Consider the following 18,746-nt stretch of genomic DNA (forward strand, 5'->3'; position numbering starts at 1 on the left):
TCATACAAATCTGCCTTTGGGTGAAAAAGCAATATCTTGCGACGGCGCCATCGCGAAACGCGATGGCAGAACGATAAGGAAAAACGGGATTATGCCGCCAGCGGCGCCAATTTCCGCAATCGCACCGCGACCCATAATGCCAGGATCAGGCAGGCTGCCAGAACTGCCACGACTCCGGGCCAACCAGCGGTCTCCCACATCAAGCCGGAAAAGGACCCGATCAGGCTGGAACCCAGATAATAGAAAAACAGATATAAGGAAGAGGCCAAGCCAGCTTGCATTTTTGCACGCCGCCCTACCCAACTGCTGGCGATGGAGTGCCCGCCGAAAAACCCAAAGGTAAATAGCGCAATGCCGGCGATGATCAGCACCAGCGAACCCGACAAAGTCAACAATAACCCGGCTAGCATCACCGCGATGACAGTCCACAAGACGCGACGGCGTCCGAAGCGATCCGCCAGTTTGCCCATCCACACCGAGCTGAACATTCCCATCAGGTACAATGAAAAAATCAAACTGACTTCGCTGTGCCGCAGACCGAACTCGGCGCCCGCCAAGCGGAATCCCAGGTAGTTGTAGACACTGACGAACGACCCCATCAGCAGGAATGCCAGGCAAAAGAACCAGGGCAAGCCGCCATCCTGAAAATGCCGGCGTGCGCCTCCCAGAATGGTTGGCAAGTCGAGCGTGCCGGCCTTGAAGTGATTGGATTGCGGAAGAATGCGCCAAAATTCTGCCGTCGCCAGTAATGCAGCGCCGCCGATGACGGCAAGCGCCGGGCGCCATGTCAGGTAATCACTCAAGAAGGAAGTGGCAACCCTGCCTGTCATGCCGCCCAAGGCGGTGCCGGCGATGTACAAGCCCACCGAATAGCCGAGCGAAGGAGCATCGATCTCCTCGCCAAGATAAGCCAGCGCCACTGCCGGCAAGCCTGCCAGCGTCACGCCCAACAATGCGCGCAAGATCACCAGCTGCGTAAAACTATGGGCAAAGGCGCAAGCCATATTCAGCAAAGCCGACAACAGCAGCGCCAGACACATCATGTTCTTGCGACCCAGGCGGTCGGATGCCACGCTTGCCAGCAACAGGCAAACTGCCAGCGCGCCGGTTGAAGCGGATAGTGCCCAGCTGCTATGCATCGGCGACAAGCCGAATTCCTGAGCAAACAATGGCAGCAGCGGTTGCACGGAATACAGTAAGGCAAACGTCGAAAATCCGCCAAGGAACATGGCGCGGTTGGTTTGCCGGAATTCCCGCGTGCCGGTGCGGATGCGGGCGGCCGGCATGGCGGGGGATGAAAGAGCCAAGAGATTTCCCTCAATGAGATGATGCGCTGATTATTTCATCTTAGGTTTACCGGCTCATCCAGTCCAATATATATTAGCGCCATCATTTATATTCAAAACAGATAACTGAAAATGGAGCTTCGCCACTTACGCTACTTCATTGCCGTCGCCGAGGAATTGCACTTCACCCGTGCTGCCGCCAGGCTGCATATTGGTCAGCCTCCCTTAAGCCAACAGATCCAGGCGCTGGAACAGGAGGTCGGCGCCACCTTGTTTGAGCGTTCGCGCCGTTGGGTTCGCCTGACCGAAGCAGGTAAGCGGTTTCTGGAAGATGCGCGCCATATTCTGGCGCTGGCCGAAGAAGCGGCCAATACCGCACGCCGGGCGGAACGCGGTGAAATCGGCGAGTTACGTATCGGCTTTACGCCATCCACGCTGCTCATGCCTATGTTCCCTGCAGTAATCAATACATACCGCAAGCAGTTTCCGCAAGTCGCGCTGACGCTGAAAGAAATGGTGACGATGCATCAGGTCGAAGCCATCAGTCAGCAAACGCTGGATATCGGATTTATCCGGCCACCGGCAGCAGGCATTCCGCCTGGCATTACCTTAAACACGTTGCGCCATGACCCATTGACGCTGGTGGCGCCTGCCAATCATCGGCTCGCCCGCAAGCCGACGATCACGGTACGCGATCTCAAGGACGAGGCATTTGTCCTGTTTGTACAAGACAGCGGCACCGGCACCTATCCGGAAATCCTGCGCCTATGCCGCAAGGCAGGCTTCGAGCCGAAAATCTCGATGGAGGCGAGCGACCCTTCCGTCATCATCAGCCTGGTCGCTGCGGGCTTCGGGATCTCCATCCTGCCGGAATCATACAAGTGCATTCGCATCAAAGGCGCCCGCTACCGGCCGATTGCCGATCCGTCGGCAGTCATGCAGCTCATTCTTGCCAGTCGCCACGGTAAAGTCCCCCCGCCTGTCGCAGCCTTTTCCAAGATAGCCTTGGCCCTCGCTTCGGCACCGTGACAACCGGCTTTCGTTTAACGAACGCGGCAGGTCAATGCCTCTCGCAGGAATTGCCTTGCAATGACTGTCTTCCAGTTGCCATCGTCAACCGCGAAGACCACACTTACTCAATGGCATAATGGCGATATGGCGCGACTTGATCCCACTTCTTTACAATTGTTCATCGCTGTCGTCGAAGAAGGCACCATTGCTGCCGCGGCGGAGCGCGAGCATATTGCTGCCGCGGCGGTCAGCAAGCGCATCAGCGAACTCGAAGCGTACTTGCGCACGCAACTACTGACCCGCACTAATAAAGGAATCGAGCCGACGACGGCCGGCTTCGCGCTGCTAGCCCTGGCGCGGCGCGCCTTGCACGAGCTGGATGAAGTCTCGATACAGATGCAGGAATATGCCAGCGGCGTACGCGGCCATGTGCGCGTCTTTGCCAACATTTCCGCAATCACGCAATTTCTTCCCGGTGAAATCAAATCTTTTCTGGCCGAATACCCGCAGATCCAAGTCAACCTGGAAGAAAAAATCAGCACTGCCGTCACCAAGGGGGTGGCGGAAAACGCCGCCGACATCGGCATCTTCGTGATGCAGCCGCATGGACAGCAACTGGAAGTCTTTCCGTATCATGAAGACAGATTGGTGCTGATCACCCCGGTTGACCATGCGCTGGCTTCCCGCGAATCAGTTTCTTTTGCCGATACGCTCGATTATGATTATGTCGGCCTGCATACCGGCAGTACCATCAACTTGCAGCTGCAAAATGCCGCCGGCGAGTCAGGCAAACGGGTGCGCTTCAGCATCCAGGTAACCAGCTACGATGCGCTTTGCCTGATGGTCAATTCCGGTTTAGGCATCGGCGTCCTGCCCGAAGGCGTAGCCAAGACTTATGTTAAAACCCTGGGCCTGCGGGCTCTTTCCCTGACCGACCCCTGGGCCAGGCGCGAGCTGAAGATTTGCGTGCGGACTTTCGATGCGCTGCCAATCGCAGCCAAGCTTCTAGTCAACCACTTGAAACAGCAGTAAAGGGATTTATTCCGTTCACGAGTATATGAGCCATTTCCAATTCCTTGCCCAGTCCGAGATGGGGCGCATTGTCGCCACGCTGATTACGCTGCTCATCACGATGCTGATGATGAAGCTGATCCAGAAGCATGCCCGCATCACGACTGGCACCAATCTGGAGCTTGCCCATCGGCGCGGCAATTTCGTCTTGCTGAAGAATTTGGTATTGCTGGCTTCGGTGATTGTCGTCGGCACGATCTGGGCCTCGAAAATTGCCGGCGCGGCGCTGTCGCTGGCTGCAGTGGCCGGCGCCATGCTCATCATTAGCAAGGAATTCCTTGCCAACCTGCTCGGCTCGGCTTTTCTCACCGTGTCGCGGCTATACCGCGTCGGCGACTTCATCGAGCTCGATGGCATTGCCGGGCGCGTCATCGATACCGACCTGCTGGCCACCACGCTCTCCGAAGCGCAGGAAGGCAGCCAGCTGACCAGCCGAACCGTCACCCTGCCGCACTCGATGCTGCTGGTCAAACCCTTGCGCAACCTGACCGCCACGGGCATGTATGTCGTGCACATGCTGAAAGTCGTCGCGGATCCGGCGGAAGACCTGGTGGCGCTGGAGCAGGCCTTGCTTAAAGCGGCGCACGAAGTGTGCGATCCCTGGATGGCGGAAGCGGATGCGCATCTGAAGCGCATCGAGACGCGCGACATGGTGGACTTGCCCTCCGCCGAGCCCAAGGTGATCCTGCAGCTCAACGATGTCAAGCAAGCCACGCTATCCCTGCGTTACACCTGCCGACCCAACGAGCGGGTCAAGGTGGAACAGGCGATATTGCGGCATTACCTGGCGTACCGTGCGTCGGCGCGTGTCGCGTAGTTGAGGCTTCGCTAACGTGGCGCGCACGGACTGCTACTGACTTCGATTTATCGCCCGTAAGTCGCCGTGAAACTGGCCTTTGCCAAACGGTTGGCATTGATCATGAATCCAACCAGCGCCGCGGTGGCATCGGCTGGCACGTCGAGCTTTTCCGTCTTCAGTGCGTGCACTGTGAAGATATAGCGGTGCGGCTTGTCGCCCGGCGGCGGGCAGGCGCCGCCAAATCCTGCGGAACCGAAATCGGTACGCCCCTGTGCGACTCCTTCCGGTATCACACCACTCTTCACATCGCCGGCACCGGCAGGCAACTCCGTGACGCTAGCAGGAATGTTGTACACCACCCAGTGCCACCAGCCCGAGCCCGTCGGCGCATCAGGGTCATACACTGTGATGGCAAAGCTCTTGGTGCCGGCTGGCGCATTGCTCCACTTCAGTGCCGGAGAAATGTTTTTGCCGGTGCAGCCAAATCCATTGAATACCTGGTCTTGCCCCAGGCGGCTGTTAGGCTTGATGGTCGGGCTGGATAGGGAGAATGCGGCAGCATTGGCAGCTACCGAGACACCCAAGAGACAAACGGTCAAAGCAAGACGCAACTGATTTGGCATGGCATTCCTTTCTGATGGCTTTATCAAATTCGCATGACACAGGGGCACGCAGAACAATTATTTTATCGTTTTACAATAATTGCTTCAGAAACAAAGAGCTGGAAAGTTTGACAATAGCTCGCCGGTGTAAAGAGCAGCTTTACCTGCCGATTTGCCAATAGTCTTACAAAATAATTTCAACGAAGACATTGAATGGGGAAGTATTCATTCCTATCAAGTCATATGGTCTTGTGTCATTCAGAATGGCCCCTATACTAAGAATTTATTCGAGCCCGAGGAGACGCGATGAACAAGGCACAGGTATTGGCGCTGATGATGCGTCGTAACCATCAAAGCACGCAAACCGATCTCTTGAGTATTTCCGAATTGATGGCCGAGATGCTTTCGGATATTTCCGACCGGCTCAGCGAAGATGAGTTTTACCGCTTCATCAGCATCGGCTCGGCGGTCTACAGCCATGGCTTGAAGCAGTTCGGCGAAGACGTCGAACAAGACACGTCCGAGCTGGACGATGATGAATGGCCAGGCAGCGGCGACCGGCGCATGCCCGGTGGCCGGCACTAATACAGAAAGTTTTAACTCAGCGATTGTTCGAGCAGGGCATACAAGCCGGACCAGTCCGGCTCGCCCAGATAACGTTTGACGATGTTGCCCTGTTTATCGATGACGAATGTCGTGGGAGTCAATTGGACATTGCCGAATGACTTAGCCAATTCGCCGCTGGTGTCCAGCGCCACCTTGAACGGCAACTGACGCGTCTCGGCATAATTCAGCACATAGTTCGGCGGGTCGTAGCTCATCGCCACGGCGACGAATTCCAGGCCGCGATCCTTGTACTTGTTGTACGTCTCGACCATCTTGGGCATTTCCTTCACACAGGTCGTGCAACTGGTAGCCCAAAAATTCACCATGATCACTTTGCCGCGCAAATCCTGCGTCTGCACCTTATTGCCCTGCAAGTCGGTAAAGGTCACATCCGGCGCCTTTTGCTGCGCGAAGAAGGAGAAGTAGCCCGCTGCCGCCAGCGCGATGACAAACAAGGCCGCCAGCGCCTTGACCCAGAGCGACCGGGAAGCACGGCTTGCAGGAGATGGTGGGGTATTCGTTGTCATGGGCAGATTGTGCGCAGGTTACGTCAGTGATGGGCCGGGGATAGCCGCATTATAGCCGCCCAATCGCGGGACGCGGGCAGGCATATCGACTACGTATCGCCTATGTATAGGCCAGGTATTGGCTATCTATCGCACGTACGGCGGCGAATAGATCATGGCCGCAGATAGACGAAGCCTTCCCTGGCTTGCAGGCGGGCGATTTCCGCCACGCCCGACGGCACCAGGCTTGCCTGCGGCAACAGCTTGTCTTCGGGAATCTGGTGCGCCATCAGGGTGTTGCGGCATACGCGAAATTCCACGCCTTGCCGGGCCAGCGCGGCAACCGCTTCGTCGAAGGGCTTGCCCTCGCGGTCGCGCGCATCCTGCAGCAGGAAACGCACGCCTTCGCCATGCGCCACCACGACGATCTTGTCATCCGGCGCCGCGCGCAAGTGATTGCGGATATTGCCCAGCGCACGCGTCGCCTGGTTATTGCCTTCCAAAAGATGGTAGACCACCCTGACCTGTTCAGCCGCTTGCGCAGGCGCTGCAGTCAACAGGCCGGCGCCGGCCACGGTCAGCGCCACCAGGGCGATACGCTTGAGGAAGTCTCTGCGCATGGACATTCTCCGTAACGGTTGCCGCAACGGCGTGCTTATTTCGTTTGCGGCTGGGTCGACATCGACATCGTCTTCAACTCATCTTCGCTGATGATTTCGAAGACCTTGACGACTTTTTGCACGCCTGCCACGCCGGCGGCAACCTGCGCGCCGCGATTGGCTTCGCGTTCGGTGACGCGGCCCATCAGATATACGACGCCGCGCTCGGTCACGACCTTGAACGAATTGGCGAACAAGTCCTTGGCATCGACGAAGGATGCCTTGACCTTGCCGGTGATGAGGGTATCGTTGGAACGCGAAGTCAGGCTGGAGGGGAAACCGATTTCCAGTTCATTGACGACGGCTTCCACGCCTTCGATTGCCGCGGCTTCGCGTTCTGCCGCCTGCTTCATTTGCTCGTCGCGCACTTCGCCGGTCAGCAGGACACGGCGGTTGAACGCATTGACGTTGACATGGCCGGCGTCACCGACCAGCTTGCTGATGCGGTTCTCGCCCTTGATGACGATGCTGCGGTCTTCGGTTTGCGCGCCCAGCGTGCGGCGGTCGGTCGCCGACAACGTGCCAACCACCGTGCCTCCCGCCGCCAGCGCGACGCACCCTTGCAAACCGCTTGCCATCATGCCGCACAACAGGGCAGCCGCCACAGGACGCCGAATCGCTTGCCAATCAATCATCCGTATCACCTCCAAAAAGCGCGACGTCGATGCCGTCGCATAAACAATGAATCGTCAGTAAATGTACTTCCAGCACGCGCGCCGCGCGCTCATGCGGCACGTTGATATGCACGTCGGCGTCGCTGATCTGCTTGCCGATGGCGCTGCCTTCTTTGCCGGTCAGGGCGACCACGCGCATTTCACGCTCCAGCGCAGTATCGACGGCGGCGCTGAGGCCGGCGATATCGCCGCCGCCGGTAATCACCAGCAGCACATCGCCAGGCTGGCCGAATGCCTGCACCTGCTTGCTATAGATCTCGGAAACGCCGGCGCCATTGCCGATGGACGACAGCACGACCGCATCCGCTCCCAGCGCCAGCGCCGGCATGGGCAAACGTTCGCGCTCGAAACGGTCCACCAGGGCGGCGGCAAAGTATTGGGCATGGGCCGCAGCGGTGCCATTCCCGCAAGCAAGTATCTTATTTCCATTAGACAATGCCATGAAGATAAGTTCCACAGCTTGTGAAATGGGTTGGGCCAGGGCGGAAGCGGCCTGGATTTTAAGTTCGGCACTATCTCGAAAGTGCCCGACGATTCGGTTGCTCATGTTTAACGATTATAAAGGCTGATCTTGTGAATTGCATTGAAGACTGGCGCAGGCTGCCTCACGTCACTAGGCTTCAATGGCGTTCTTTAGCCAGGTAATCTGCTCGCGCTCGATGGCGATTACATCGAAGCGGCATGCCGGCTGAACCCGGTAGCGCAGCAGATAGAATTGGGCCGCGCGCAGCAGGCGACGCTGCTTGGCCGGCGTGATGCTGGCAGCAGCGCCACCATAAGCGCTACTGGCGCGCTTGCGCACTTCGACGAACACCAGGCCGGAGCGGTCTTGCATGATCAAATCGATTTCGCCGACCTTGCAGCGAAAATTGCGCATTACCAGCATCAAGCCTTGCTGCTGCAGGTAAGCTAGGGCAGCATCCTCGCCCGCCTGCCCTTCTTCCTGCTTGGCGGTGCGCCGGCGGGCGTTCAGGCCTGATTCATCCATTGCCATCTCCGTTAAGGAGCGCGCGACAAGGGCACGACCACGCCGCCCTGGTACATGGCGGGCTGTGCCGTGCGGCGGAATCGGTAAGCCTCGGGGCCGAACTTCACGGCCAGCCGCCCGGTCACGCCATCGAGCTCGAAGCTGTTGCGCCCGAGGGCGAGTTCGCGCGCCATGCGATAGGCATCGATTCCCAGGGCGTACAAGCGCTCGAGATCCGGATTGGCGCGCTGGTCGGCTTGCGTCACCCAGCGCGGATACACCATCGCTGCCGGATGGTCGGGCTGCACCTGCCAGGGAATATCGAGCAGGTGCACGCCATTCATTTCCGGGCGTCTTTCGGCGCTGCGCCAGTCGGTTGCGCTCAGCGGATTCAGCTGCGACGTGCCGTAGGCCGCGGGGCCCTTGCCCAGCGCCAGCTGCAATTGCTGGGACTGGAAGGCATCGAGGCCGAGGAACAATAGCGCCGGCTTTTCATCCTGCAGGCGTTTCTTCAACTGGGCCAAGCCGCTGGCACTCAGGTAGCCGCTGCTGGAGGCAATCTCGAATTGTTGCGCCTCGTTCCCCTTCTCCTGCCACTGCATGGCGAAGGCCCGCGCGGCGCGGCGCTGCCAGGCAATTGGCGTGGAGATGACGAATGCCTTGCCGGGCTTGGTGCCGGCAGCCCACGATGCCAGCTGGCGCGCTTCCTCTTCGATGGAAAGGCCGATTGCCAGCATGCGCGGCGGCAGCGCAATCTCGCCTTCAGTCGCCGCCTCGGGCAAGGCCAGCGCCAGGCTTGGCTTTTCCACCTTGCCGCCCTTGGCGATGGCGGCGACATCGGCGCGCGCCAGGGGACCGACGACGATATCGGCGCGCGCTTGCGCATCCGCATAAGCTTGCAGCACGTTCTGCTCACCATCTGCGCTTTCCACCACGGTGACATCGATGCCGGCGGGCTCGCGCTCAAACGCCGCCATGAAGCCGGCACGCAAAGCCTGCGCGGCCAGGCCGAAGGTTTCCGACTGGGTCGGCAACAACAGGGCAATGCGCACGACACCAGGCACACTGGCGCCGGGCGCCCCGACATCCGGAGAAGCCGGCGCCATTCCTGCTGCGCTCGCATTTTCAGTTGAATTTGCCAGCGCGGGCGCGCACAATCCGCACACCATGCTCAGCAATAATGCTTTCGCCGCCTTGCCAATCATACGTTCTCCCATGCGCACTCAATCAAACCCATCGCCTGATTCCCCAGCTCCCCTGCCGCTGCAAGAAGAAATCGCCCGGCAAATCTATCCGGGCGCCACATTATATGTGGTGGCAACGCCGATCGGAAATGTCGGCGATATCAGCTTGCGTGCACTCAATGTGCTGACGATCTCGGACGCCGTGGCCTGCGAAGACACCCGCAATACATCCCAGCTGCTGGCCCGCTATGGTCTGTCCAAGCCGCTGCTGGCGGCGCACGAACACAACGAGCGCGAAGCAGCAGAAAAACTGATCACCCGCTTGCAACAGGGCGAGCGGATTGCGCTGGTATCGGATGCCGGCACGCCGGCCGTCTCGGACCCCGGCGCGCGCATCGTCGACGCCGTGCGCGCCGCCGGCTTGCGGGTGGTGCCGCTGCCGGGGGCTTCCGCAGCACTGGCAGCCTTGTCGGCCTGCGGCCTGGTGAATGACCGTTTTCACTTCATCGGTTTTCTACCGACAAAGAGTAAGCAGCGCGAGGCGATGCTCGAAAGCTTGCGCCATGAAACCTCGACGCTGGTGTTCTACGAAGCGCCGCACCGCATCGTCGAGACTGTCGCGGCATTGGCGGCGATCTTCGAACCAACCCGCCAGATCGTACTGGCGCGCGAACTGACCAAGCTGTTCGAGGAAATTCACCGCTGTCCGCTTGCCGAGGCGCCGGCCTGGCTGCAAGCGGACCCGCATCGGCAGAAAGGCGAATTCGTGCTGGTGGTGGAAGGTGCGCCGTCCGCTGCCGATGATGCCTCTGCAGAGGCAGAGCGCGTATTGAAAATCCTGCTGGCGGAATGTCCGGTCAAGCAAGCCGCCGCGCTGGCCGCGCAGATCACGGGGCAAAAAAAGAATGCCTTATACGAACTGGCATTGAAGCTGAAGAGCGAATAGGCCGAGAATAAATCCGTCCTTGGGGCGCAATGTCCAGATCCGGCGCAAGAACAAGCCAGCCCTGGATACAGGGCGGTGCAGCTTCAGCGCCGCGCCAAGAAGCTTAACGCTGCACGATGAGCGGCTTGGAAGTGCCGCCATCCTTGAGCTTTTGCGCGACATTCGCCGCCTCATCGCGGCTGGCGAAGGGGCCGCTGAACAGGCGATACACGGCGCCGCCAGGCACCACCTCGATCGGCGGCAACGTGCCTGCCCACTGCTGCTGCAAGCGGCTGCGCGCAGTTTCCGCGCTGCCTGCCTGCGAATATGCGCCAAGTTGCAGATAGACGCCTCCCATCACGGGCACGCCGGCATTGCTTGCCTCGCCACTAGCCGTCGCAACCGGTACCGCCAATACGCTGACTTCAGGCTTGGCCACTGGCTGCTCGACCGATGGAGTCGCCGCTGCGGCCGAGGCCTGATCGCCGGACGACTGCCGGCCCGCTGCCATGCGCTCGATTTCCGCAGGCAGGATGCGTTCGACTTCCAGTTCCGCGCTGCCCTGCTGCACGTAACCGAGCTTGAGCGCGGCGGTGTACGACAGATCCATGATGCGGTTGGAATGGAACGGTCCACGGTCATTGACGCGCACGATCACCTGCTTGCCATTGGCCAGGTTGGTTACCCGGGCATACGAGGGGATCGGCAGGGTCGGATGCGCCGCCGTCATCTTGTACATATCGTAGGGTTCGCCCGACGAGGTGCGCTGGCCGTGAAACTTGCGGCCATACCAGCTACCCCTGCCGCGCTGGCGGAATGGGCGCTCATCGAGAAACGGCGTATAGCTTTTGCCGAACACTTCATAGGTACGGTTGCCGCGGCTGGAGTAAGGCTCGATCTTCGGCTCCGCGTCGGGGATTGCCAGCAGGTCGTCCGGTTCGTCGTCGCCCGGACCATCGTCGAGGTAATAGCCGCCGCGTCCCGAACCTGCCGGCGGCAGCGACGACTTCTTGGATTTCGAGGCGGTCGACGCCCGCTTTTGTGCGCCCGTTTCGCTTGGCGCCTGCGGCACGCTGCCGCAAGCTGCCAGAAGCGCCGCGCACAGCGTCATGTAAAGATAAGTTCGAACTTGCCGCCACGTGGCGGATTGCATGAGTTGATTCGCCGGCATGGCGCGCTCCCTGATCGTGATGCCGGAATCTGAATCCCGCTTTCTTGAAAGCGGGTCAGTTGCAGCGTTATGTTGAGCTGCGCGGCAGAAGGCGCGTTGATGCCTTGACCACCTTGCAGTTTTTGCCATTAGGCAATCGCTAAAAGCCGATTGTAAATGCATATCTGCAAGCTTGGCAAAGCTTGGCGGAAGATTAAGAGCGCCTTTCACCCTGCCGACGGCAGCAAACACTGCGTGGCAAGCGGACGGATTGAGAGGCGCGTCAGAGAGGAATGCTAACTTTGGATGAGCTTGCGGTGCCGGTGGATACTCATCAGGATACCGATGCCCAGTCCCAGCGTGACGAAGGCCGTGCCGCCATAACTCATGAACGGCAACGGCACGCCGACCACCGGCAGGATGCCGCTGACCATGCCCATGTTGACGAACGCGTAGGTAAAGAACATCAGCGACAGCGCGCCTGCCAGAAGGCGGGTAAACAGCGTCGGCGCGTTGGCGGCAATCAGGAGCCCGCGTCCGATCAGCAACAGGTATAGCGTGATCAGCACGAGATTGCCGATCAAGCCGAATTCCTCGGAAAACACGGCGAAGACGAAGTCGGTGGTGCGCTCGGGGATGAATTGCAAATGTCCCTGCGTGCCATTCATCCAGCCCTTGCCGGGAAGACCGCCGGAGCCGATGGCGATCATCGACTGGATGATGTGGAAGCCCTTGCCGAGCGGGTCAGTGGTCGGATCGATCAGGGTCATGACGCGATGACGCTGATAATCGTGCAGCATGTGCCAGGCCACCGGCATAAAGGCAGCGCCGGCAACCACCATCCCGCTCAACACCTTCCATGACAGTCCGGCCAGAAAAATGACATAGAAGCCCGCTGCCGACACCAGCGTGCCGGTTCCCAGATCCGGCTGGCGAATGATCAAGGCTGCGGGAATGGCCAGCAATACGCCGGCGATAAGAAACTCCTGCCAACTGATAGTGGCTTCGCGCTTCTGGAACCACCAGGCGAGCATCATGGGCATGGCGATCTTCATGATCTCGGACGGCTGGATCACCACGCCGACGTTGATCCAGCGCCGCGCCCCCAGCTTGATAATGCCAAACAGCGCCACGCCGACCAGGAGCGCGACGCCGACCAGATAGACCGGCACGGCCACGCGCATCAATATCTGCGGCGACACCAGCGCGGCAAGCCAGATAATCACCAGCGCCAGACAGATATTGCGCAGATGATCTTCCAGGCGGCCGGGAAAACCGGAGCCGGCCGACACCATGTTGATCGTGCTGACCGTCATGATCAGGCACACGAGCAGCAAGAGCGTCGGGTCAAAGACATTCAGGTAGGGCTTGATGATCGCCCAGATGCTCTTTTTGCCGGAAATGGTAGTGGGATGCATAAGGAATCAATCCGCTGAAACATGGCCATGGGCATCGGCCTGCGGCTGGCTTGCCTTGGCGTCGGCCTGCTTGTCCGCTTCGTTCGGCCGCTTTCCAAGCAGGTAATAATCGATGGCGCGGCGCGCGATCGGGGCAGCGGCGGCGGCGCCGAAACCGGCGTTTTCGACGATCACGGCCAGCGCGATCTTTGGCTGGTCGTACGGCGCAAAGGCGATGTACAAGGAATGGTCGCGATGGAATTCCGCCATCTTGGAGGCATTGTATTTTTCATTGGCTTTCAAACCGATGGCCTGCGCCGTACCGGTTTTACCCGCCGAGACATAGGGTGCGCCAGCGAATGCACGGGAGCCAGTGCCCTCCTTGGTCACGCCCGCCATGGCGCGCTTGATAGTCTCGATGTTTTCCTGCTTGACCGGAATGCGGTAGCTCTCATTGCGCACGGTGGGCTTGCGTTCCTTGCTCATGCTATCTTCGATCAACTTGACCAGGTGCGGCTGCATCACCACGCCATTGTTGGCAAGATTGGCCATCGCGTGGGCCAGCTGCAGCGGCGTGAAGGCATTGTAGCCCTGGCCGATGCCGATCGATACCGTTTCGCCGGCATACCATTTTTGCTGCTCGGGGCGCCGGTAAGTGGCGCGCTTCCAGGCAGGCGACGGCAGCACGCCGCGCCGCTCGTTCTCAAGGTCGATGCCGGTGAGCTGGCCAAAGCCGAAGGGCTTCATGAAATCATGGATCGCGTCGATCCCCAGATCGGTAGCCAGCATGTAGTAGTAGGTATTGCACGACTGGACAATCGACCGGTACATGTCGACCATGCCATGGCCGCCCACCTTATCGTCGCGGAAGCGATGGCCGCCGAAATTGTAGTAGCCAGGGTCTGAAATCGCCTGGTTCGGCGTGCGCTTGCCCAACTCCAGTGCGGCCAGCGCCATGTAAGGCTTGAAAGTGGAGCCAGGCGGATAGGTGCCGATCAATGGCCGGTTCAACAATGGCTTGTTGATCGAGGTATTCAGCTCATCCCAGCTCTGTTGATCGATGCCGTCCACAAACAGGTTCGGATCGTAAGTCGGCTTGGATACGTAGGCAAGAATATCGCCAGTGGACGGATCGATCGCCACCAGCGCGCCGCGGCGGTCGCCGAATGCTTCCTCGATGATTTTCTGCAGCTCGATATCGACCGACAGGATCAGATTGTGTCCGGGCGTGGCGGGATTGCGCTTGAGCGTGCGCACCGCGCGCCCGCCTGCCGTGACCTCGACTTCCTCGTAGCCGGTCTTGCCGTGCAAGAGCTGCTCATACTTCTTCTCCAGGCCTTCCTTGCCGATGTATTCCGTGCCCTGGTAGTTGGCCGCTTCCTCGTCCGGCCACTCCTCGATCCGCTTGGCGTCGCGCTGGCTGATGCGGCCGATGTAGCCGATCAGGTGCGAGGCGGTTTCACCCAGCGGATACTGGCGAAACAGCCGCGCCTGCACCTCGACGCCGGGGAAACGGTAGCGTTGCGCGGCGAAGCGCGCGACTTCCTCGTCGGTCAGGCGCATGCGGATCGGCACGCTGGCGAAATTCTTGGCTTCTTCCTGCAGGCGCTTGAAGCGCTTGCGGTCCTTGGGCTGGATATCGACCAGCGTCGACAGCTCATCAATCACCTGCTCCAGCGGCGCGCCGAGTTTGGAGGGCGTGATCTCCAGCGTATAGGCGGAGTAGTTGCGCGCCAGGACCACGCCGTTGCGGTCCAGGATCAAGCCACGGTTGGGCACCACCGGCACCACCGAGATGCGGTTGTCTTCCGCCTGCGCGACATAGTCGTTGTGGCGCACCACCTGCAGCCAGACCAGCCGCGTCACCAGCAGACCGAAGCAGATGAACACGAACACGCCCACCACCGACAGGCGCAGGCGGAAGAGATGCAGTTCGTGTTCGGTATTTTTAAATTCAGTCATGCCAATACAAAAGGCGCAATGAGGAATGGCTATTCAGATTGCCACCGAATATATAGAGATTCATTGCCGCTTAAATCGGGCGCGTGTCGTCACGATTGACGGCGCGGCGCTGAGGCGCCAGCAACAGCCAGGTTACGACCGGCCACAACAGGGTCGCCACCACGCTCTCGCTGAAAAAGAACCATCCGGGGGCCTGTTGGCTGACAATCCAGCGAATCACGACCTGCACTGCCTGCATCAGCATGAACAGCGGCAGCACATGCAGCGCCTGGGTACTCATGGGGAACCACAGCACGCGGCGATGGATCATGATGGCGAAATAAGACAGCAGCGTATATGACAGCGCATTCTCGCCCAGCAGGGTGGCGTCATGCACATCCATCAGGATGCCCATGAAAAAGGCAACACCGATGCCGACCCGGCGCGGCTGGTGAATACTCCAGAACACCAGCACGAGCGCAACAAAATCCGGCACGCCGGCCAAACCACCCCAAGGCAGCATATTGAGAAGAAAAGCACCGACCAGGCTTACGGCAATGAAGATCGGATTGACCGGCAACAGGATGTAATGTGGCTGGTGCATTATCGAAGCTCCAAGGGTAACGAAGTCGGCGTCGGGCCGCTTGGGACTGTGCCGCCGGAAGCTTGCGGCCGTTGTAGCGCGGCCGGCTTGGCGGCTTGGGACGCCGGGGCAGCAGGCACTGCAGGATTAGCGACCGGATTGGCGGGCAAGTTTGCCGCTGTCGGGTTGAAAACTGGAGCAGGCATTGCTTTGGCCACCGGAACGGCGGAAGCTGGTTGCGTCACAGGTTTGGTTGCCGGTTTGGCAGGCGCAACTTGAGGAGCAGGCTTGTTAGCCGGCGCTGCTGGAATTGCAGGCGCAACCTGGGCTGCCGGCTTATTCGCCTGCGTTGCCGATGTCGCCGGCGCTACGGGAGCACCTGCAACGTTGGCCGGAGCCGGCTTTTGCACCGGCTTGGCAATATTAGCAGCAGGATTGGCGGTGGCTCCGCCGGGCTGAGCCGCAGTCTTGGGTGCGGACTGCGCAGCTGGTTTGTCTGTCGCCTTTTCTGCAGGTTTAGCATCCGGCTTGGCGGCAGGCTTCGCATCCTGCTTGGCTGCCGCCCCCTCCGCGGCCTTGGCCGGCGCAGCTTTATCAGCCGCCTTATCTGCCGGTTTGGCGGGCGACTTTGCATCGGCACCTGCCGGCGCCGCTGCCTGCGTGCGCTGCGGCGGCTGGTATTCGGTCAACAGGATCAGCAACTGGCGATGGCGATCGATGCCCGCAGCCGGCAGGCAGACGATCTTGGCAAAGGCATCCGAAGATTTATGCTCGACTTCCGTCACTTTTGCCACGGCCAGACCCGCTGGATAAATGCCGTCGAGGCCGGAGGTGACGAGGATATCGCCCTTGCGGATATCGGCATTGGCCGGCATGAAACGCAAATCCATCACGCCGGATTGACCGCGGCCATAAGCAACGCTGCGCAAGCCGCTGCGCACCACTTGCACGGGAATCGACTGGTCCTTATCGGTCAGGAGCGTGGCTTCGGCAGTGAAGGGAAACACGCGCGTCACCTGTCCCACCACGCCGGTATCGTCGATCACCGGCTGCCCGGGCTTGACGCCTTGCTGGGAGCCGCGATCCAGCACGATCTTGCGGGTAAAGGGATCGCGCGCATCATAGAGGATTTCCGCCATCAGCGACTTCACTTCCAGCCGTTCGCTGGCGCCCAGCAGGCTACGCAGATGGGCGTTTTCGGCAGCCAGCAATTGCGATTGCTGCAAGGCCTGGGCATTGGCCACTTGCTGCTGCATATACTTGCGGTTTTCCTGCTGCAGCCGCGACAGGGAGGAAAAATAGTCACCCACCGCAAAGGCGGCGTCGCGCGGCGTCAGGGCCAGCCGCTGCAATGGATACAGTGCCGTGCCGACCACCTGGCGAATGGCGCCCAGCGTATGCCAGCGCGCATCGGCGACCAGTAAGAAAATGGCAATCAGAGAGAAGATCACCACCTTGGCGCGGGCCGAGGCGCCTTGCTTGAACAGTGGCGGTGGGCTGTATTCCATTTATGGATTAGAGATACGACAATCTAATGGACTAACAATAAAACAGGCGGGACTTGCCCGCCTGACGACCCTTGGACAAGCTGCCGGCTAGAAAGTTTAGCGCAGCGCCCGCCAAACGCCCAGCTTTTATTCGTACGAGAAGATCGAGCCGAGCTTGTCCATGCGCTCGAGCGCCATGCCGGAGCCGCGCACCACGCAGGTCAGCGGATCTTCGGCGACGATCACCGGCAAGCCGGTCTCTTCCATCAGCAGACGGTCGAGGTCGCGCAACAGCGCGCCGCCGCCGGTCAGCATCATGCCCTTTTCGGCAATGTCGGCGCCCAGTTCCGGCGGGGTCTGTTCCAGCGCGTTCTTGACGGCGGAGACGATATTGTTGAGCGGATCGGTCAGGGCTTCGAGGATTTCGTTGGAAGAAATCGTGAACGAACGCGGGATACCTTCGGAGAGGTTGCGGCCCTTGACTTCCATTTCCTTGACTTCGGAGCCCGGGAAGGCCGAGCCGATTTCCTTCTTGATGGCTTCGGCGGTTTGTTCGCCGATCAGCATGCCGTAGTTGCGGCGGATGTAGTTGACGATGGCTTCATCGAACTTGTCGCCGCCAACGCGCACCGAACCCTTGTACACCATGCCGCCCAGCGAAATGATGCCGACCTCGGTGGTGCCGCCGCCGATATCGACCACCATCGAACCGGTCGCTTCCGACACCGGCAGACCGGCGCCGATCGCAGCAGCCATCGGCTCTTCGATCAGATATACCTGCGAGGCGCCGGCGCCGAGGGCCGATTCGCGGATCGCGCGGCGTTCCACCTGGGTCGAGCCGCAAGGCACGCAGATGATGATGCGCGGGCTGGGCTTGAACAGTTTGGAATCGTGCACCATGCGGATGAATTGCTTGAGCATCTGCTCGGTGACGGTGAAGTCGGCGATCACGCCATCCTTCATCGGGCGGATTGCCTCGATATTGCCCGGCACCTTGCCCAGCATTTGCTTGGCTTCCTTGCCCACCGCCTGGATGGTTTTCTTGCCGTTCGGGCCACCTTGCTGGCGGATCGCCACCACCGAAGGCTCGTCCAGCACGATGCCCATATTACGCACATAGATCAGCGTGTTGGCCGTGCCCAGGTCGATCGCCAGGTCGTTCGAAAAGTAGCCGCGTAAAAATCCAAACATGTATTCGTCCTGATGCGCAAAAGAAAAGCGCTTAACAAATAAAAATTAACAATATTCAGAGACAGAACGAAGCACAGCGGCCTGCCATCCCCAATCAACCAAAACCGGGCAGACTTCGTCTTTCCCCAACCGTATTCATCACTGCATAGACCCGTAAGTGGCGCCAATCTGCTTCTGACAGACCGGCCATCTTCCCGGTGCCCGCGCCGCCAGTAGCGCCGAGCAGGTAATAGCCCGACATTCTACCTTATAATCTGCCTTAGATTAGCGCATGGAAAAACCAAAAATGTGCAAGTTGTGCGCTGTTTTAGCAAGTTTTTTGCAGGATTGCCACGCTTTTTTGCTTATTTAAAAATTCCCCTCCGGGGTTCATTATCAGGCTTACCCTTTCCCGACCATGTCACTTGAATTTTCTGACGTAAAGCGCCTTGCCAAGCTGGCACAACTTGAGCTGACCGACGAGCAGGCGCATGCCACCCTGGACAAGCTCAACGGCATTTTTTCGCTGGTAGAGCAGATGAAGGCCGTCGACACCACCGGTGTCGAGCCGCTCAGCCACCCGATCGCCGCCTTCCAGGCAGACCTGGCGCTACGCCTGCGCGAAGATGAAGTCACAGAACCCGATCGCCGCGACGATTACCAGCAAGTGGCCCCGGCTACCCAGGATGGCCTGTACCTGGTGCCCAAGGTTATCGAATAAGCCCGCC

General features: G+C 59.7%; 20 protein-coding genes. 6 read left to right on the forward strand and 14 right to left on the reverse strand.

Going from position 1 to position 18,746, the window contains the following annotated elements:
* Positions 1 to 89 precede the first annotated feature (89 nt).
* A complete protein-coding gene (locus tag EDC30_RS06190) occupies positions 90 to 1,307 on the reverse strand; it encodes an MFS transporter (protein ID WP_243656669.1) in 1,218 nt (405 codons plus the stop codon).
* Positions 1,308 to 1,418: 111 nt separating this feature from the next.
* Between EDC30_RS06190 and EDC30_RS06195 the strand changes: the two genes are divergently transcribed.
* The 3 genes from EDC30_RS06195 (at position 1,419) to EDC30_RS06205 (ending at position 4,185) form a co-directional block, all read left to right on the forward strand.
* On the forward strand, positions 1,419 to 2,315 hold the full coding sequence (locus EDC30_RS06195) for a LysR substrate-binding domain-containing protein (RefSeq protein WP_132257935.1): 897 nt from the start codon (positions 1,419 to 1,421) through the stop codon (positions 2,313 to 2,315).
* A 126-nt stretch (positions 2,316 to 2,441) separates the two neighbouring features.
* Positions 2,442 to 3,329 carry a LysR family transcriptional regulator gene (locus EDC30_RS06200; RefSeq protein ID WP_132258149.1) on the forward strand — a complete coding sequence of 296 codons (888 nt, stop codon included), beginning with the start codon at positions 2,442 to 2,444 and terminating at the stop codon, positions 3,327 to 3,329.
* A gap of 25 nt (positions 3,330 to 3,354) precedes the next feature.
* Entirely contained in the window at positions 3,355 to 4,185 is an 831-nt protein-coding gene (locus EDC30_RS06205) for a mechanosensitive ion channel family protein (protein ID WP_132257936.1), read from the forward strand.
* A gap of 47 nt (positions 4,186 to 4,232) precedes the next feature.
* On the opposite strand, the gene EDC30_RS06210 is transcribed toward EDC30_RS06205, so the two are convergent.
* Positions 4,233 to 4,790, reverse strand: a complete 558-nt coding sequence (locus tag EDC30_RS06210) for a YbhB/YbcL family Raf kinase inhibitor-like protein (RefSeq protein ID WP_132257937.1) — start codon at positions 4,788 to 4,790, stop codon at positions 4,233 to 4,235.
* Between the two features lie 285 nt (positions 4,791 to 5,075).
* Here EDC30_RS06210 and EDC30_RS06215 point away from each other — a divergent pair, with 285 nt between their 5' ends.
* Positions 5,076 to 5,354, forward strand: coding sequence for a hypothetical protein (locus EDC30_RS06215; RefSeq protein ID WP_132257938.1), 279 nt, complete (start codon positions 5,076 to 5,078; stop codon positions 5,352 to 5,354).
* Positions 5,355 to 5,365: 11 nt separating this feature from the next.
* Here the strand turns inward: EDC30_RS06215 and EDC30_RS06220 are convergent, their stop codons facing one another.
* The 6 genes from EDC30_RS06220 to EDC30_RS06245 all read right to left on the reverse strand — a co-directional run bounded on the left by EDC30_RS06220 (position 5,366) and on the right by EDC30_RS06245 (position 9,398).
* Entirely contained in the window at positions 5,366 to 5,902 is a 537-nt protein-coding gene (locus EDC30_RS06220) for a redoxin family protein (RefSeq protein WP_132257939.1), read from the reverse strand.
* 152 nt (positions 5,903 to 6,054) lie between these two features.
* Positions 6,055 to 6,501, reverse strand: coding sequence for a DsrE family protein (locus EDC30_RS06225; protein WP_132257940.1), 447 nt, complete (start codon positions 6,499 to 6,501; stop codon positions 6,055 to 6,057).
* Between the two features lie 35 nt (positions 6,502 to 6,536).
* Entirely contained in the window at positions 6,537 to 7,175 is a 639-nt protein-coding gene (locus tag EDC30_RS06230; protein ID WP_132257941.1) for a BON domain-containing protein, read from the reverse strand.
* A complete protein-coding gene (locus tag EDC30_RS06235) occupies positions 7,168 to 7,761 on the reverse strand; it encodes an SIS domain-containing protein (protein WP_132257942.1) in 594 nt (197 codons plus the stop codon). Before EDC30_RS06235 ends, EDC30_RS06230 begins: the two co-directional genes overlap by 8 nt.
* Positions 7,762 to 7,827: 66 nt before the next feature.
* Complete coding sequence (locus EDC30_RS06240; protein ID WP_424446903.1) at positions 7,828 to 8,202, reverse strand: YraN family protein; 375 nt, start codon at positions 8,200 to 8,202, stop codon at positions 7,828 to 7,830.
* Positions 8,203 to 8,213: 11 nt separating this feature from the next.
* Positions 8,214 to 9,398: a penicillin-binding protein activator gene (locus tag EDC30_RS06245; protein WP_243656670.1), complete on the reverse strand. Its 1,185-nt coding sequence runs from the start codon at positions 9,396 to 9,398 to the stop codon at positions 8,214 to 8,216.
* Between EDC30_RS06245 and rsmI the strand changes: the two genes are divergently transcribed.
* A complete protein-coding gene (rsmI, locus tag EDC30_RS06250; protein ID WP_132257944.1) occupies positions 9,397 to 10,311 on the forward strand; it encodes a 16S rRNA (cytidine(1402)-2'-O)-methyltransferase in 915 nt (304 codons plus the stop codon). The two genes, EDC30_RS06245 and rsmI, sit on opposite strands and share 2 nt — an antisense overlap.
* 103 nt (positions 10,312 to 10,414) lie before the next feature.
* Here the strand turns inward: rsmI and EDC30_RS06255 are convergent, their stop codons facing one another.
* From EDC30_RS06255 to EDC30_RS06280, 6 genes are all read right to left on the reverse strand, one after another.
* Positions 10,415 to 11,461 carry a septal ring lytic transglycosylase RlpA family protein gene (locus tag EDC30_RS06255; protein WP_243656671.1) on the reverse strand — a complete coding sequence of 349 codons (1,047 nt, stop codon included), beginning with the start codon at positions 11,459 to 11,461 and terminating at the stop codon, positions 10,415 to 10,417.
* A gap of 275 nt (positions 11,462 to 11,736) precedes the next feature.
* On the reverse strand, positions 11,737 to 12,858 hold the full coding sequence (gene rodA / locus EDC30_RS06260; protein ID WP_132257945.1) for a rod shape-determining protein RodA: 1,122 nt from the start codon (positions 12,856 to 12,858) through the stop codon (positions 11,737 to 11,739).
* A gap of 6 nt (positions 12,859 to 12,864) precedes the next feature.
* Positions 12,865 to 14,799: a penicillin-binding protein 2 gene (gene mrdA, locus EDC30_RS06265; protein WP_132257946.1), complete on the reverse strand. Its 1,935-nt coding sequence runs from the start codon at positions 14,797 to 14,799 to the stop codon at positions 12,865 to 12,867.
* 70 nt (positions 14,800 to 14,869) lie between these two features.
* Complete coding sequence (mreD, locus tag EDC30_RS06270; protein WP_132257947.1) at positions 14,870 to 15,382, reverse strand: rod shape-determining protein MreD; 513 nt, start codon at positions 15,380 to 15,382, stop codon at positions 14,870 to 14,872.
* Positions 15,382 to 16,869 carry a rod shape-determining protein MreC gene (gene mreC / locus EDC30_RS06275; RefSeq protein WP_132257948.1) on the reverse strand — a complete coding sequence of 496 codons (1,488 nt, stop codon included), beginning with the start codon at positions 16,867 to 16,869 and terminating at the stop codon, positions 15,382 to 15,384. Before mreC ends, mreD begins: the two co-directional genes overlap by 1 nt.
* 126 nt (positions 16,870 to 16,995) lie before the next feature.
* Entirely contained in the window at positions 16,996 to 18,039 is a 1,044-nt protein-coding gene (locus EDC30_RS06280) for a rod shape-determining protein (RefSeq protein WP_128900623.1), read from the reverse strand.
* Positions 18,040 to 18,436: 397 nt separating this feature from the next.
* On the opposite strand from EDC30_RS06280, the gene gatC reads away from it, so the two are divergent.
* The gene (gatC, locus tag EDC30_RS06285) at positions 18,437 to 18,739 is read left to right on the forward strand and encodes an Asp-tRNA(Asn)/Glu-tRNA(Gln) amidotransferase subunit GatC (protein ID WP_132257949.1); all 303 of its coding nucleotides are present in this window, start codon (positions 18,437 to 18,439) and stop codon (positions 18,737 to 18,739) included.
* Positions 18,740 to 18,746: the final 7 nt, after the last annotated feature.

It is taken from the genome of Paucimonas lemoignei (assembly GCF_004342585.1).
Classification (GTDB): domain Bacteria; phylum Pseudomonadota; class Gammaproteobacteria; order Burkholderiales; family Burkholderiaceae_D; genus Paucimonas; species Paucimonas lemoignei.

Bases quoted from the DNA above. Each gene is read 5' to 3' on its own strand.
- EDC30_RS06195 (WP_132257935.1), top strand. From the start codon at position 1,419: ATGGAGCTTCGCCACTTACGCTACTTCATTGCCGTCGCCGAGGAATTG.
- EDC30_RS06200 (WP_132258149.1), top strand. From the start codon at position 2,442: ATGGCGCGACTTGATCCCACTTCTTTACAATTGTTCATCGCTGTCGTC.
- EDC30_RS06205 (WP_132257936.1), top strand. From the start codon at position 3,355: ATGAGCCATTTCCAATTCCTTGCCCAGTCCGAGATGGGGCGCATTGTC.
- EDC30_RS06210 (WP_132257937.1), bottom strand. From the start codon at position 4,790: ATGCCAAATCAGTTGCGTCTTGCTTTGACCGTTTGTCTCTTGGGTGTC.
- EDC30_RS06215 (WP_132257938.1), top strand. From the start codon at position 5,076: ATGAACAAGGCACAGGTATTGGCGCTGATGATGCGTCGTAACCATCAA.
- EDC30_RS06220 (WP_132257939.1), bottom strand. From the start codon at position 5,902: ATGACAACGAATACCCCACCATCTCCTGCAAGCCGTGCTTCCCGGTCG.
- EDC30_RS06225 (WP_132257940.1), bottom strand. From the start codon at position 6,501: ATGCGCAGAGACTTCCTCAAGCGTATCGCCCTGGTGGCGCTGACCGTG.
- EDC30_RS06230 (WP_132257941.1), bottom strand. From the start codon at position 7,175: ATGATTGATTGGCAAGCGATTCGGCGTCCTGTGGCGGCTGCCCTGTTG.
- EDC30_RS06235 (WP_132257942.1), bottom strand. From the start codon at position 7,761: ATGAGCAACCGAATCGTCGGGCACTTTCGAGATAGTGCCGAACTTAAA.
- EDC30_RS06240 (WP_424446903.1), bottom strand. From the start codon at position 8,202: ATGGATGAATCAGGCCTGAACGCCCGCCGGCGCACCGCCAAGCAGGAA.
- rsmI (WP_132257944.1), top strand. From the start codon at position 9,397: ATGCGCACTCAATCAAACCCATCGCCTGATTCCCCAGCTCCCCTGCCG.
- EDC30_RS06245 (WP_243656670.1), bottom strand. From the start codon at position 9,398: ATGGGAGAACGTATGATTGGCAAGGCGGCGAAAGCATTATTGCTGAGC.
- EDC30_RS06255 (WP_243656671.1), bottom strand. From the start codon at position 11,461: ATGCCGGCGAATCAACTCATGCAATCCGCCACGTGGCGGCAAGTTCGA.
- rodA (WP_132257945.1), bottom strand. From the start codon at position 12,858: ATGCATCCCACTACCATTTCCGGCAAAAAGAGCATCTGGGCGATCATC.
- mrdA (WP_132257946.1), bottom strand. From the start codon at position 14,799: ATGACTGAATTTAAAAATACCGAACACGAACTGCATCTCTTCCGCCTG.
- mreD (WP_132257947.1), bottom strand. From the start codon at position 15,382: ATGCACCAGCCACATTACATCCTGTTGCCGGTCAATCCGATCTTCATT.
- mreC (WP_132257948.1), bottom strand. From the start codon at position 16,869: ATGGAATACAGCCCACCGCCACTGTTCAAGCAAGGCGCCTCGGCCCGC.
- EDC30_RS06280 (WP_128900623.1), bottom strand. From the start codon at position 18,039: ATGTTTGGATTTTTACGCGGCTACTTTTCGAACGACCTGGCGATCGAC.
- gatC (WP_132257949.1), top strand. From the start codon at position 18,437: ATGTCACTTGAATTTTCTGACGTAAAGCGCCTTGCCAAGCTGGCACAA.